Origin of the sequence: Streptomyces sp. yr375 (assembly GCF_900110755.1) — a bacterium.
Lineage (GTDB): Bacteria > Actinomycetota > Actinomycetes > Streptomycetales > Streptomycetaceae > Streptomyces.
Map to the genome: position 1 here is coordinate 31,751 of NZ_FOFF01000024.1, position 14,169 is coordinate 45,919.

The window sequence follows — 14,169 nt, forward strand, 5'->3', positions numbered from 1 at the left end:
TCGCCTGTTGAAATCTCGAACACGATCACCGTATGGCCACCGCACCGCCACTGAAGACGACTACGAAGGGAGGGGCCGGTCGTGGGACGTCTCGTACCTGCCGTGACCCGAGCTCTCGACATTCTCGAGCTCTTCCTCGACGGGGACGGTTCGCTCTCCGCCCCCGATATCGTGCGCAAGCTGCAGCTTCCGCGCACCACCGTGCACGAACTGGTGACCACGCTCTCCGCGCGGTCGTACATCGTCGCGGTGCCCGGACAGCCCGGACGGTACCGTCTCGGCGTCCGCCCGTACCAGCTCGGCAGCCGCTACGCCGAGCAGCTCGATCTCGCCGCCGAGGGTCAGCAGGTCGCGCGCTCGGTCGCCGAAACGTGTGACGAGACAGTCCACGTCGCGATCCTCGAGGGCACCGATGTCATCTACATCGCGAAGGTCGACTCCACGCACGCGGTCCGGATGGTCTCGGCCGCGGGCCGTCGCCTTCCCGCCCACTGCACCTCCGTCGGCAAGATGCTGCTGGCCTCGCTCCCCGAGCCGGAGCTGAGCGCGCGCGTCCCCGACGACGCCGACCTCGTCCGGATGACCCCGAACAGCATCACCGACCCCGGCGCGCTGCGCGAGGCCCTGGCGGAGATCCGGGAGCGGGGCGTCGCGGTCGAGAGCCGGGAGTCCAACCCGGACGTCAGTTGCGTCGCCGCCCCGGTCCGCGACCGCACGGGCCGGGTCGTCGCCGCGCTGTCCATCTCGGTGCCGATGATCCGCTGGAGCGACGAGCGCCGCAGCGAGCTGGAGCAGCTCGCGGCCAAGGGCGCCGCCGAGCTGTCCGAGCTCCTCGGCTACCGGAGCGTGGCATGACGACAACGTCCCCGTCCCCGTCCTACGAAGTCGCCGTGCGGGCCGAGGCGACCCTCGGTGAGGGGCCGACCTGGGACCCGGCCACCGGCCGCCTGCTGTGGCTCGACATCCTCGGCGCCCGCCTGCACACCTACGACCCCGCGACCGGCCGCCGCACGGTCCGGGTGACCGACCAGCACGTGGGCGCGGCCAAGCCCCGCGCGGGCGGCGGCCTGGTCCTGAACCTGCGGGACGGCGTCGGCCTCCTCGACCCCGACGACGGCTTCCGCTGGCTGCACCACGAGCCGGTCCCCGGCCGCCGCGCCAACGACGCCGCCGTCGCCCCCGACGGCTCCCTGTGGGCCGGCACCATGCGCTACGACGAGGCTCCGGGCGGCGGCACACTGTCCCGGTTCACCGGCGACGGGCCGCCCGAGGCGATCCTCGACGACGTGGCGGTGAGCAACGGGACGGGCTGGAGCCCGGACGGCACGCTGATGTACTACATCGACTCGCCGACGCGCCGCATCGACGTCTTCACCTACACGGCGGACGCGTCGGACGGGCGGGTCCGGGACCGTCGGCCCTTCGTCGAGATCGAGGACGGCGCCGGCTACCCCGACGGCCTCACCGTCGACGCCGACGGCTGTGTGTGGGTGGCGCTGTGGGACGGGGGAGCGGTACGCCGCTACACCCCGACCGGCGCACTGGACCGCGTGATCACCCTCCCCACCCCCAGGATCACGGCCTGCGCGTTCGGCGGCACGGACCTGACGGACCTGTACGTCACCACGGCCCGCGTCGGCCTCACGTCCCCGCACCCGGTCGCGGGTTCACTGCTGGTGGTCCCGGGCGCGGGGAAGGGGCTGGCCCAACCGTCCTTCGCGGGCTGACCGGGCCCCGGCCCCCCGCTGGCCCCGCTAGCGCAACCCCGCCCGTTTCAGCTCGTCGCTCGTCAGTGGTGGTCCGGTCAGTGCCGGTTTCCATGGGCCCATCGCGGCTGCCACCAGTACCGACGGGCTCAGGAGTACCTCCGGGCCGCGTTCCAGTGAGGTCACGTCTGTCACTCGGCGGGCGATCCGGCCGTTGCCGGTGGCGGTGTGCATCAGCCGGCTGACGTACGCCGCCACGAGCCGGTCCCGGAGTGTGGGTCCCTTGGCCGTCGCGTCGGGATAGAACACGTCCTGGCCGACGGCGAGGTCCCAGGCGGTGCCGACCGGCCGGGCCAGCGCCTTCTGGACACGTCGGGTGAGGCCGGGCGTGCCCCACCCGTGCCGCCGGACGACGTCCCGCAGGAGCACCGCGCTCTGGGCGGCGACGGCGAGACCATGACCGTAGAGCGGGTTGAACGCGGCGAGGGCGTCGCCGAGGACCACGAAGTTCTCCGGCCAGGCAGGCATCCGCTCGTAGAAGTGACGGCGGTTGACGGTCGCCCGGGTGTACGACACGTCGGACAACGGCTCGGCCTGTTCGAGGAGTTCACCGATGACGGGATGCCGCAGCTCCTCACGCGCGAAGCGTACGAAGTCGTCGTTGGCCGGGGAGGGTTCGCCGCCCCGGGTGCCGTTGAGGGTGACGATCCAGCGGCCGTCCTCGATGGGCAGCAGAAACCCGGCCCGCCCCGGGCCACCGTCCCGCAGGTCGGGCTGCACGTTGACGATCGGGTACCCGGAGCGCGCCTGCTCGGGCGCGAGATAGAGCCGACTGGCGTAAGCCAGCCCGGAGTCCACCTCCCGCCGCTCCACCGCGCCCCACCCCGACTCCGCCAGCCACTGCCCCGCCCGGGACCCGCGCCCGGTCGCGTCGACGACCAAGTCGGCCTCGACGACGCGCACTTCGCCGCCGTCCCGCGACCTGACCCGCACCCCGGTGACCGCCCCCGCGCGCACCGCCATGTCGCTCACCAGCCCCAACACCTCGGTGCCGGTGAGGAGTTCGACCCGGGGGTCAGCCAGGACCTGGGCGCGGATCGTCGCGTCCAGGAGGTCGCGGCCGGCCAGGAGCACGTGGTGGGACTCGGGCCAGCGGCGGAACCAGCCCCGGATGCCCAGGGCGACCATGTCCGTCGTGACCGGCGTCCGGCGCGCCCCGGCGCCGTGCAGCGCCTCGGTGATGCCCGGCAGCAGGTCCGTCACCGCCCGCACACCGCCGGACCACAGCATGTGGGCGTGCCGGGCCTGAGGCAGCCCCTTGCGGGGGGCGGGGCCGTCGGGCAGTACGTCACGCTCGACGACGACGACCCGGTCGGCGAGGCCGGCGAGGCCGGTCAGGGCGCGTGCCGCGAGCATGCCGGCATGGGATCCCCCCAGGACTACGGCGGTTCTGGCGGGGTTGGAGGGTTCACTCATGCGTGGACAAGCTCTCTGCCGGGGCGACCGCGCGGGCGCGGACCGCCTGAAGTTCGACGGGGTGCCGAAGGGCACGGGACACGTCCAGGATCTCCCGGAGGAGGTAGGTGGTGTCCGGGCCGGAGGTGGGCGGGCACACCGTGCCTGCGGAACCCGGAGTGTCCGGGGTGTCCGGCGTGGTCGGCTGCTGCTGCCCGTGGCGGCGCGTCTCGATGGCGTCCAGCAGGGTCACCGCGGCGGCCAGCGCCTGCGCCCGGCCGCGTTCGACGCCGAGGGCGACGGCGGCGTCGTAGGAGCGGATGCGCAGGTCGTCGTCGAGGTGCCGGGACAGTTGCAGGAGCGCGTCGCGGATGAACGTCTCGCGGCGGATCAGCCGCAGTTCCGGGGTGGCGCGCAGGTCGAACGGCTCGCGACCGCCCGTGACGGTCCGCATCAGCCGGGACAGCGGCCGCAGGCTCCGGTGCCGGCGGCGCACCCGCCACCGCTCCTGGAGGTACTGGCCGGCGTGCGGCACGATGAAGCCGACCGCGACCAGGGTGGCGGCGATACAGGCCGCCGACGGGGCGATGCTGGTGTTCAGCCAGTCCAGGTCGTGCCCGGTCCAACGGGCCCCGACGGCCGTCAGTTTGGCCGCGCTGAACAGCAGGTTCGTCACATAGCCGGCGCCCAGGAAACGCAGTCCCCAGCGCAGCCAGGCGTCCAGGCCGGTGGTGCGGCTCCAGTTCCAGACGAGCCGGGCGGTGACCGAGCAGGCCACCGTGTGCGCGAGCAGGTAGAGCAGGATCTCCTCGCGCATGTACGGCGTGTTGGCGTAGTACGTGTCCAGGTCGCGGATCTGCTCCACGGGGACGTCGGCGAGCGCGAAGAGCACCCACAGCAGGGCCACCACACCCGCGTAGACGGAGACCACCCAGCGCGTCGCGCGCCGCGTCTGGGCCGCGCGCTCGGTGAGGTTGTTGCGCCAGGCGATGACCAGCAGCAGCCAGGACGCGGACAACGCGGTGAGCAGCGAATACACCCAGGGCGCGGCGATGTTCGGCACGCCGGTGACCCGGTTGGTCCAGGCGATGGTCTGCGGGGCGGCGAACACGAACACCGCGCAGGCGAAGACCAGCAGGCCCCCGACGGCACGCAGCAGCGGGTCCCGCCACAGCTTGAGGATGCTGGGCAGCTTGATGGCGAGGGCGGCCCCCAGGACGGCGGTGGGCAGCCAGAAGGAGACGTACATCCCGTCGCTCACCGCGCCGGACCCCGCCCCCCGCGATAGCCGAGGGTCCGCTGCACCGCCGCCGTCTCGCCGCCCGGCCCGCCGGTGTCGGACCGCTCCTTCTCCGATTCCGCCAGGTAGCGGCGGCACTGGGCGGCGAGCCGGTGGCCGAAGTCGTCGGCCTCGGCCTCCTCCTCCGCCCTGGAGCCGCTGCGGGCGGCGATGGAGAGGGCCGCGGCGGCGTCCCGCCAGCCGGGCCGGTCGGCGAACGCGCGGGCCGCGGCGGCGGCCGTGCCGGCCCCGTGATGCTGGTGGTGCCCGGCGTGCAGATGCCACAACTCATGGCCGAGGATGACCAGTTGCTGCACGGCCTCGGCCCGCTCCTCGACGATGACCAGGTCGAAGTCCTGGAACTCCACCCACAGTCCGGTCACCTCGATCTCGTCGGGGAACCGCTCGAACCGCACCTCGACGTGCCGCCCGCCGCGCCGTGCGGCCAGCTCCTCGCACAGCGCCCGGCACACGTCCCGCACCCCGTACGGCCGCCCGGGACGGGCCCGCAGGGCGGCGGAGAGCTCACCGGTCAGTTCACGTATGGCCGGTCCGGTCCGCACGCGCCGCAGCGCCGAGGCGATCCGGGCCGCCCTCCCGCGCACGCCCGCGATGTCCATCCGCTCCCCTTCCCAGACCCGCCCTGCGACAGTCGTTCGAGCCTACGCGAATCGTTGAGGCCCAGTTGAGGGATCACGAGACCTACTGCCCGCAGGCCGCGCCGGATACGTTGGCAGGTGCCCCGGGGGCGCGGGACCGTGTCTCTCCGCGGCTCCGCCGCGTGGGCGCGACCAGCGACGACGGGCCCGCACCCGCCGACGGAACATCGCATCCCCTCTGGAATTGCATCCCCTTTGGAAAGGCGCCCATGCGAACCGCACGCTTCACCCTCGACCCCGCCTTCACCGTCGGCGAAGTGAACCCCCGCCTCTTCGGCAGCTTCGTGGAACACCTGGGCCGTTGCGTCTACACGGGCATCTTCGAACCGGACCACCCCACGGCCGACGCCGAGGGCCTCCGCACGGACGTCCTCGACCTCGTCCGCGAACTCGGCGTCACCGCCATCCGCTACCCCGGCGGCAACTTCGTCTCGGGCTACAAGTGGGAGGACTCGGTCGGCCCCGCCGAAGACCGCCCCCGCCGCCTCGACCTGTCCTGGCGCTCGACGGAGACGAACCGCTTCGGTCTCTCCGAGTACATCTCCTTCCTCCGCAGGCTCGGCCCGCAGACCGAGCCGATGATGGCGGTCAACCTCGGCACGCGCGGCGTCGCGGAGACCCTCGAACTCCAGGAGTACGCCAACCACCCGGCCGGCACCGCCCTTTCGGACCTGCGGGTCGCGCACGGTGACAAGGACCCCTTCGGCATCCGCCTGTGGTGCCTGGGCAACGAGATGGACGGCCCCTGGCAGACCGGACACAAGACGGCCGAGGAGTACGGCCGGCTGGCCGCCGAGACCGCCCGCGCCATGCGCCAGATGGACCCGTCCGTGGAACTGGTCGCCTGCGGCTCCTCCAGCCAGTCCATGCCGACGTTCGCCGAGTGGGAGGCGAAGGTCCTCACGGAGACCTACGACCTGGTCGACTACATCTCCCTGCACGCCTACTACCAGCCGCAGGACGGCGACGTCGACTCCTTCCTGGCCTCCGCCGTCGACATGGAGTCGTTCATCGAGAACGTCGTCGCCACCTGCGACCACATCGGCGCGAAGCTCAAGTCCAAGAAGAAGATCAACCTCTCCTTCGACGAGTGGAACGTCTGGTACATCTCGGAGTGGCACGCGATCGAGGACTCCGCCACGCGGGACTGGGCGGAGGCCCCCCGCCTGCTGGAGGACAACTACAGCGTCATGGACGCGGTCGTCTTCGGCTCGCTCCTCATCGCGCTGCTGCGGCACGCCGACCGGGTGACGGTCGCCTGCCTCGCCCAACTCGTCAACGTGATCGCCCCGATCCTCACCGAGCCGGGCGGCCCGGCGTGGCGGCAGACGACGTTCTTCCCGTTCGCGCAGGCCTCGAAGTACGGCCGGGGCACGGTCCTCGACGTACGCGTGGACTCGCCGACGTACGAGACGAAGAAGTACGGCGAGGCGGAGCTGCTGCACGCCACCGCCGTCCGCGCCGACGACGGCACCGTCACCGTCTTCGCCGTCAACCGCAGCCGCAGCGACGCGCTGCCCCTCCAAGTCGCCCTGAGCGGGCTGGACTTGACGTCGGTCGTGGAGCACAGCGTGCTCGCCGACGCCGACCCGGACGCCCGCAACACCCTCGCCGACCCCGAGCGGGTCGCCCCGCACCCGGCGAAGGGCACGGCGCTGACGGACGGCGGCACGCTCACGGCGACCCTGGAACCGATGTCGTGGAACGTGATCAGGCTGGCGTAGCGCGGCCTGAGGGCACCGGGCGCGGGGCGCGGGGCACAGAGCTTCCGATCACCGCGCCGCCTGCCGCACACTGGCGGCATGAACCGTCCGGGCCGGGCGGCGCGGTGGGCGGGCAGGCTCCTGTGCTGGACCCTGGCCGCAGCCATGGCGTCCGCCGCCGTCGAAGCCGTCGTCTCCCCGAGCGCCGGCTGGTGGCGTACGGCCTGGCCGCTGCCCTGGTACCTGGTCCCCGCGTGGGCCGTGCTGTGGGCGGCGCTGCGGGCCCGGGAGAAGCGGGAGCAGCGGCCCCCGCGAGCGGCGGACCCCACAATGGGGCCATGAGGATCTCGGCACGGGCGGACTACGCGGTACGGGCGGTTCTGGAGCTCGCCGTACGGCGCGGCGGCGGCGACCCGGTGAAGGCGGAGTCGATCGCCGCCGAGCAGGACATCCCGCACAAGTTCCTGGAGGGGATCCTCGGCGACCTGCGGCGCGGCGGGATCGTCGACAGCCGGCGCGGCGGGGGCGGCGGCTACCGGCTGGCCCGCGACCCGGCCGAGATCACGGTCGCGGACGTGATCAGGGCGGTGGACGGCCCGATCGTCTCCGTCCGCGGCGAACGTCCGACCGGCCTGACGTACACGGGCTCCGCGCAGCCCCTGCTCCCGCTGTGGATCGCGCTGCGGGCGAACGTGCGCCGGATCCTGGAGGGCGTCACGATCGCCGACATCGCGGCGGGCCAACTCCCGGCCCCGGTACGGGAACTGGCGGCGGAACCGGCGGCCTGGGAGAACCCGTAACCCCCGTAAGGCATACGAAACCTGTCGTGCGGCTTGCGATGTAGGTCACATGTCGGGAGTGGATGTCACACTCCGGGCGCCTGGTGCGCTCTCGGTTCGGAACACGTCCGCAACGGGAGGCCCCACGTATGTCCGACACCCCGCCAGACTCGGTGACACAGACCTTCAGCGCCCACCGTGAACTGCTGTTCTCCATCGTCTACAACATGCTCGGCAGCATCGCCGACACCGAGGACGTGGTGCAGGAGACCTGGCTGTCGTGGACGGCCAGGAACCAGAGGCCCACGGACCGGGCGTCCAGCGCCGAGCCGATCGAGAACCCGCGCGCCTATCTCGTACGGATCGCGGTCAACCGGGCCCTCGCCCACCAGGCCGCCCTCAGCCGCCGCCGGGAGACGTACGTCGGGCCGTGGCTGCCCGAACCGCTGGTCTCCGACATGGCAGATATCGCAGACATCGCCGATACGGCCGTGCGCGCCGAGTCGGTGTCGATGGCGCTGCTGGTGGTCCTGGAGACGCTGACCCCGCTGGAGCGCGGGGTGTTCGTCCTGCACGAGGTGTTCGGCTACCCGCACACCGAGATCGCGGAGATCCTCGGCCGCAGCCCCGCGGCGATCCGCCAGCTCGCCCACCGCGCCCGCGAGCACGTCCAGGCCCGACGCCCGCGCTACGAGCCCGCCCCGCACGTCCGACAGCAGGTGACGGAACGTTTCCTGGCCGCCGCGCTCGGCGGTGACCTGGACGCGCTCCTGGAGATCCTGGCTCCGGAGGTCACCCTGTGGAGCGACGGCGGGGGCAAGAGCCGGGCGGCGGGCCTGCACCCCGTCCACGGCCGGGACAAGGTCGCCCGCCTGTTCGCCGCGCTCGCCCCGCGCTCCGGCACGGGCCTCGCCGTCGGCTACCGCAGGGTCAACGGCGACCCGTCGGCCGTGCTGTTCGCCGGTGACGCCCCCTACGCCGTCCTGGTCCTCGACCTCACCCCGGACGGCGACCGGGTGTGCGGGATCTACACCGTCGCCAACCCCGACAAGCTCGTTCACGTCAACTGAGGCCCGAGGCAAAGGACATGACGCACACCATGCGAAAACTAGCGTCCCTGCCCGGCGGCCGGGTGACGAAGTGGGTCGTCCTCGCGCTCTGGGCGGCCCTGCTGGTCCCGGCGCTCCTGCTGGCCGGCAGGCTCGGCGACGTCGAGCAGAACGACAACGCGGCCTGGCTGCCCGCCGACGCGGAGTCGACCAGGATCGTCGAACGGGTTGAGCGGTTCCAGCTCGCGGACACCCTGCCCGCGATCGTGGTCTACGACCGGCCCACCGGCGTCACCCCGGCCGACCTGGCCAGGGCCCGGGCCGACGCCGAGGCCTTCCGAAGCATCGAGAACGTCGTCGGGGAGCCGCAGGGCCCGACGCCGGCGCGGGACGGCAAGGCGGTCCAGACGGTCGTCCAGGTCCACAAGGACCAGCGGGGCTGGGAGGGGATCGGAGAGGTCGTCGACGCGCTGAACGAGGTCGGCGAGCGCAACGCCGAACCCGGCCTCGGGTTCCATGTCACCGGACCGGCCGGTTACGCATCGGACTCGATCAAGGCCTTCGGCGGCGGCGGTGCCCTGACGACGATCACCGCGTCGGTCGTGGTCCTCATCCTGCTGCTCACCTACCGCAGCCCGGTGCTTCCCCTGCTGCCGCTGCTGACCGCGGGCACCGCCCTGGTCACCTCGGAGGCGGTGATCTACCTGCTGGCGAGGAACGCCGGACTCGTCGTCAACAAGCAGACCAGCTTCATTCTGACGGTGCTGGTGTTCGGGGCCGCCACCGACTACGCGCTGCTGCTCACCTCGCGGTACCGGGAGGAACTGCGCCGACGCGAGGACCGGCACGCGGCGATGGCCGAGGCCCTGCACCGCTGCGGCCCCGCGATCGTCGCCAGTGCCGCGACCGTCGCGGTCAGCCTGACCCTGCTGACGCTGGCCACCCTCAACTCCACCCAGAGCCTCGGACCGGCCTGCGCCGTCGGCGTCCTCGTCGGCCTGCTCGCCATGGTCACCCTGATGCCGGCCCTGCTGGTCGTCTGCGGCCGCTGGATCTTCTGGCCGCTGACACCGTCGTACGGAACGACCGGTACGGCCGTGAAGACTGAGGGCGGGGGCGGGGGCGGGGTGTGGGACCGGGTGGGCAGGGCTGTCTCCGGGCGGCCCCGGGCCGTGTGGGTCGGCACCGCGCTCGTCCTCGGGGTCATGGCGGTCGGGGCGTTCGGGCTCAAGGCCGACGGGCTGGCGAACACGGACCAGTTCACCGGCAGGCCGCCGATGGCCGTCGGCGAGGAGATCCGGTCCCGGCACTTCCCGGCCGGGTCGGGCGACCCCGTCCATGTCGTGGCGAAGGCGGCTTCGGCGCAGCGGGTGCGGGCCGCGCTGTCCGGGGTGCCGGGAGTGGCCGCCGTCTCGACGCCGATCGTCGAGGACGGGGAGGCCATGCTGCTCGGCGAGCTGACGGACGACCCCAGCAGCGGGGCCGCGATGCGCACCGTCGAGCGGGTCAGGACCGCGGTCCACGCGATCGACGGCGCGAACGCCCAGGTCGGCGGCAGCACGGCGATCGTCGTCGACACGCAGCGAGCGGCGGCCCGCGACTCCCGGGTGATCATCCCGATCGTCCTGGTCACGGTGTTCCTGCTGCTCGCGCTGCTGCTGCGGTCGATCGTCGCGCCGCTGCTGCTGATGGCGACGGTCGTCCTGTCGTACGGAGCGGCCCTCGGGGTGAGCGCCCTGGTCTTCGACCATGTCTTCCACTTCGCCGGGGCGGAGGCCTCTTTCCCGCTGCTGGCGTTCGTGTTCCTGGTCGCGCTGGGCATCGACTACAACATCTTCCTGGTCACCCGGGTGCGTGAGGAGGCGCCGGCGCACGGCACCCGGCGCGGCGCGCTGACGGGCCTGTCCGCCACCGGAGGCGTGATCACCTCGGCGGGCCTGGTCCTGGCCGGCACCTTCGCGGCGATGGCCTCGCTGCCGCTGGTGTTCGCGGCCGAGCTGGGGTTCGTGGTGGCGTTCGGGGTGCTGCTGGACACCCTGGTCGTCCGGTCGGTGCTGGTCACGGCGCTGACCCTGGACGTCGGCCGCTGGATGTGGTGGCCGGGCGCGCTGTTCCGCTCACAGGCGACGGCTGTCGGACCGCCGCCGCCTGTGAACGGCGTTGAGATCAGGCGGAGTTGACGCCGACCGTCAGCGTCGCCTTGTACCCGTCGGAGACGCTGGTGCCGAGGGCGGTGAGGGTGAGGAGGCCGGAGGACGCCCCTCCGTCGTCGTAGATGCTGTCGTCGGCGAGGGCGGTCTCCTTGGTGGTGTTCGTGGAGTACGGCGAGGTCGCCTGGACCTCCTCGTTGATGTCGGCGTCGAAGAAGAGCTGACCGGTGTGGATGACCTCGCCGCCGGTGTACGAGTCGTCGGTGAGCGTCACCTCCGTGTGCACCCGCATATGGACGTGGACGGCGCGCGAGACGTAGTGGCCGGGCCAGATCGAGGTGATGCTGCACTGGCCGTTCGCGTCGGTCAGTTGCCCGCCGCGCAGGAAGGTGCCGTTGTCCTCCTCCGTGTGTCCGTTGCCGCCGACGAAGCCGGAGTACTCGCCGAGGGCGTCGCAGTGCCAGATCTCCACCAGGGCGTCGGCGAGCGGCGCACAGTCGTTGGCCTGGTCGACCACGGTGAAGGTGTACTGGACCTCGAAGCCCTCCTTGTCCTCCCGGATGTCCTCGCGGACGAGCGCGCCGTCGAGCGAGTAAGGGCCCTCGGTTACCTCGGCGTTGAGCGTGCAGACACCGCTGCTCGCAGAGGCGCTCGTGGACGCCTTCACCTCGGCGGACACCCCCGTGCCCCCGCCCGGGGTATCGGCCGAGGCGAACCCGGCAACCGCGAGCCCGCCGGCCGCGGCGACCGCGCTACCGCCGATCAGCACCCGCCGCCGCTTCATGGATGTGTCGAGCCGGTGCTTGTTGTTGTTTTCCGTCATGCCGAGAAAGCTAGGAGCGAATCTGAGGAAATCCTTAACGCTGCGCTGTGCGAGACCTGGGGATCCAACGGTCACCAGCGGTCAACTCCCGCTGTTTACGGGCAAGTTCGGGCATTGTGCCGGGTGACGTGTGAACGGGCCAGGGTGAATGGCCGGACTTCCACCTGGGCGCGTCGCGGTGCTCTCCTTACGATGCGAGCGCCCTGTTTTCTTCACAGCAACCCCATTGATCCTTCACAAAGTTGCTGTGCGCGGAGCTGGGCACCTCCACCCCCCACCGAAACGAACGAAGGGGAGAGACCATGGCAAGTGGGCTGCTCCTGGGCGGCGCTGTAGCCGCTCTGCTGACCGCTGCGGTTCCCGCGCACAACCCGTCCACCGGGTTCGTCGACCCGCCCCCGGACAAGATCGTCATCAACGTCGCGACGGTGAACGGCTCCGGCTGTCCCGCGGGTACGGCGGCGGTCGCCGTCTCCGAGGACAACACCGCCTTCACCGTGACCTACAGCGACTACCTCGCGCAGGTCGGCGGAGACTCCAACCCGACGGCGTTCCGCAAGAACTGCCAGCTCAACCTGGTCGTCCACGTGCCCTCGGGCTTCACCTACGCCATCGCCAAGGCGGACTACCGCGGTTACGCCTCGCTCCAGCGCGGCGCGACCGCCTTGCAGCGGTCCTCGTACTACTTCCAGGGCTCGTCGCAGACGGTGTTCAAGAACCACAACTTCACCGGCGCGTACAACGACAACTGGCAGGCGTCCGACGTCACCGACTGGGCCCAACTCGTGTGGGCTCCCTGTGGAGTTCAGCGCAACTTCAACATCAACACCGAGGTCCGGGTGAACGCGGGCTCATCGCCGTCGAACAAGGTCAGCTTCATGACCATGGACTCGACCGACGGCGACCTCAGCACCGTCTACCACATGGCCTGGCAGGAGTGCCCCGCCAAGTCGGCCAAGTAGCCGGCCAAGCAGCCGGCCGAGTGGGCCGGTCCCGGCCCTAGGGTCACCTTCACCCCGCCGCGTGGACCGCGAAGTCGGCCCACGCGGCAGGCCGTTGCCCCCTGACCGCCCTACGCCACCGCTGTGGCCGCGTCCTGGTGGTGGTCGTCCCCGCAGTGGGGGCACAGGCCGGCGGCGGTCGAGGGGCGCACCTCGGTGAGGTCATGGGTGGGGCCCAGCGGTCCCGTCCTGGGCGTCGGGCGTCCCTCGCGGTTGTTGTGGCGACCGGTGAGGGTGTGCCATTCGAGGTTGCCCCGCATCCAGTGCCGAAGTCCGGTGAGATAGCGGGCGAGTTCGGGCGATGCTCCGCGCGCGACCTCGGGCTCCATGCGCAGGTACGCGCACATGAGACGGTCGTGGAGTTCGCCGGTCGCGCGCATGCTCTGCTCGAGGGACCAGCCGTGGCGTGCGGACAGCACGGTCGGCAGACTGTGGCTGCCGATGTCCTCGCTCTCCTTGGCGACCGAATACAGGTCGTTCACCAGCATGATCATGAGCGAGGCGGCGAGCGACAGGGACCGGACGCCGGGCTCCTCCCAGTCGCGGGCGGTGAGTTCGTAGCCGCCGACCACGTCGATCAGCACCAGACAGGCCATCCCCCCGTTGTACTTGCGATGCGCCATGTACTCGGCGGGTTCGGGCACGTGCCCGGCGATGCGCCAGGAGTTCTCCGCCGCCATCGCCAGGAACGTGGCGATCGTCTCGTGGCGCAGCCGGCCCACCTGCGTCGCCGTGCCCAGGCGGGTGAGGTGCTCGGCGGTCAGGCGCAGCGACCTGGTCACCGGGTCGCTGCCGACGAAGTCCTCGGTCGAGGGGCAGTCGGACAGCCGGGGACCGTTCTCCAGCGCGGTCAGCGCCCCCGCGAGCCGCGAGGCGCTCATCGCGAGCCGGACGCCCTCGATGCCCTCGTCGCAGTAGTGGTCGTCGGCGGCGAACAGCGCGGTCATGTTGCGGGCGGCGAGCATCAGGTGGTCGTGGTCGACGGCGTCCGGATGCGTCAGCGCCGCGAACGTGCCGAACCGGTACCCGCTCAGCTCGCTTCGCTGTCCCGGGAAGAGGTCGAGGCCCAGCGCCCAGGAGACGATCTCGTCGTCCGCCTTGGCGGCCGCCGCCTCGTCGTATGTGACCGGAAACGGGCACAACACACTCGGCACTGACAATTCCCGCGTGGAAGTGTCGCTATTCATGCGTCTTATGGTGCGGTAACAGGCCGCTTCAGGGAATGGCTGGTTCTGGCCACAACAGCGACCGTTCTCCAGTCCTGCCCGTTCACAGCAGTATCCACCACCTCAGCAGCATGTCATTTCGGGCGGGAAGAGACAGGCCGTCCGGTCTTGGGTGGGGCCGTGTTTTCGCCGCCCCGGCGGGCGTGGAAACGGGCCTTCGGCGAGATCGACGCGCCGTGCGATCCATAGCCGGGCACGTGAGAGGCACCGCGAAGGCCAAGTGACCGAAACTGGACGAAACCTGGACGCGACCGGGACGGGCCGGTTCGACGACCTTGCGCGGTCGCACATGTGTCTCATCGAACTGAGTGAGGGTGGAGGGAAGAAGGGCGTCGGTGA

At 71.4% G+C, this 14,169-nt stretch carries 13 protein-coding genes; 8 read left to right on the forward strand and 5 right to left on the reverse strand.

Translation table 11 applies throughout. From position 1 onward, the window contains the following. Nucleotides 1-81 precede the first annotated feature (81 nt). The gene (locus BMZ82_RS23095; RefSeq protein ID WP_093778789.1) at nucleotides 82-855 is read left to right on the forward strand and encodes an IclR family transcriptional regulator; all 774 of its coding nucleotides are present in this window, start codon (nucleotides 82-84) and stop codon (nucleotides 853-855) included. Then, nucleotides 852-1,727 (forward strand): SMP-30/gluconolactonase/LRE family protein, encoded by an 876-nt coding sequence (locus BMZ82_RS23100; RefSeq protein WP_093778791.1) that lies wholly within the window; start codon nucleotides 852-854, stop codon nucleotides 1,725-1,727. The genes BMZ82_RS23095 and BMZ82_RS23100 overlap by 4 nt, the downstream gene beginning before the upstream one ends. Nucleotides 1,728-1,754: 27 nt before the next feature. Here the strand turns inward: BMZ82_RS23100 and BMZ82_RS23105 are convergent, their stop codons facing one another. From BMZ82_RS23105 to BMZ82_RS23115, 3 genes are read right to left on the reverse strand one after another with little or no spacing between them, the layout of a single operon-like run. Then, the gene (locus BMZ82_RS23105) at nucleotides 1,755-3,122 is read right to left on the reverse strand and encodes an NAD(P)/FAD-dependent oxidoreductase (RefSeq protein ID WP_093778793.1); all 1,368 of its coding nucleotides are present in this window, start codon (nucleotides 3,120-3,122) and stop codon (nucleotides 1,755-1,757) included. Between the two features lie 52 nt (nucleotides 3,123-3,174). Further along, nucleotides 3,175-4,410, reverse strand: coding sequence for an MAB_1171c family putative transporter (locus BMZ82_RS23110; RefSeq protein ID WP_093778795.1), 1,236 nt, complete (start codon nucleotides 4,408-4,410; stop codon nucleotides 3,175-3,177). 8 nt (nucleotides 4,411-4,418) lie between these two features. Then, nucleotides 4,419-5,060, reverse strand: a complete 642-nt coding sequence (locus BMZ82_RS23115; RefSeq protein WP_177244616.1) for a toxin-antitoxin system, toxin component family protein — start codon at nucleotides 5,058-5,060, stop codon at nucleotides 4,419-4,421. Nucleotides 5,061-5,308: 248 nt separating this feature from the next. Here BMZ82_RS23115 and BMZ82_RS23120 point away from each other — a divergent pair, with 248 nt between their 5' ends. The 5 genes from BMZ82_RS23120 to BMZ82_RS23140 all read left to right on the forward strand — a co-directional run bounded on the left by BMZ82_RS23120 (nucleotide 5,309) and on the right by BMZ82_RS23140 (nucleotide 10,810). Then, entirely contained in the window at nucleotides 5,309-6,823 is a 1,515-nt protein-coding gene (locus BMZ82_RS23120; protein ID WP_093778797.1) for an arabinosylfuranosidase ArfA, read from the forward strand. A gap of 78 nt (nucleotides 6,824-6,901) precedes the next feature. Beyond that, on the forward strand, nucleotides 6,902-7,144 hold the full coding sequence (locus BMZ82_RS23125; RefSeq protein ID WP_093778799.1) for a hypothetical protein: 243 nt from the start codon (nucleotides 6,902-6,904) through the stop codon (nucleotides 7,142-7,144). Next, nucleotides 7,141-7,602 (forward strand): RrF2 family transcriptional regulator, encoded by a 462-nt coding sequence (locus BMZ82_RS23130; protein ID WP_093778801.1) that lies wholly within the window; start codon nucleotides 7,141-7,143, stop codon nucleotides 7,600-7,602. Before BMZ82_RS23125 ends, BMZ82_RS23130 begins: the two co-directional genes overlap by 4 nt. A 128-nt stretch (nucleotides 7,603-7,730) precedes the next feature. After that, nucleotides 7,731-8,651, forward strand: coding sequence for an RNA polymerase sigma factor SigJ (sigJ, locus tag BMZ82_RS23135; protein WP_093778803.1), 921 nt, complete (start codon nucleotides 7,731-7,733; stop codon nucleotides 8,649-8,651). A 29-nt stretch (nucleotides 8,652-8,680) separates the two neighbouring features. Then, entirely contained in the window at nucleotides 8,681-10,810 is a 2,130-nt protein-coding gene (locus BMZ82_RS23140; RefSeq protein WP_093778942.1) for an MMPL family transporter, read from the forward strand. Here BMZ82_RS23140 and BMZ82_RS23145 read toward each other — a convergent pair. Further along, on the reverse strand, nucleotides 10,797-11,603 hold the full coding sequence (locus BMZ82_RS23145) for an intradiol ring-cleavage dioxygenase (RefSeq protein ID WP_093778805.1): 807 nt from the start codon (nucleotides 11,601-11,603) through the stop codon (nucleotides 10,797-10,799). The two genes, BMZ82_RS23140 and BMZ82_RS23145, sit on opposite strands and share 14 nt — an antisense overlap. Before the next feature lie 302 nt (nucleotides 11,604-11,905). On the opposite strand from BMZ82_RS23145, the gene BMZ82_RS23150 reads away from it, so the two are divergent. Then, nucleotides 11,906-12,565 (forward strand): DUF4360 domain-containing protein, encoded by a 660-nt coding sequence (locus BMZ82_RS23150; protein ID WP_093778807.1) that lies wholly within the window; start codon nucleotides 11,906-11,908, stop codon nucleotides 12,563-12,565. 110 nt (nucleotides 12,566-12,675) lie between these two features. Here BMZ82_RS23150 and BMZ82_RS23155 read toward each other — a convergent pair whose 3' ends face one another. After that, nucleotides 12,676-13,791 (reverse strand): terpene synthase family protein, encoded by a 1,116-nt coding sequence (locus BMZ82_RS23155; RefSeq protein WP_256252061.1) that lies wholly within the window; start codon nucleotides 13,789-13,791, stop codon nucleotides 12,676-12,678. Nucleotides 13,792-14,169 lie beyond the last annotated feature (378 nt).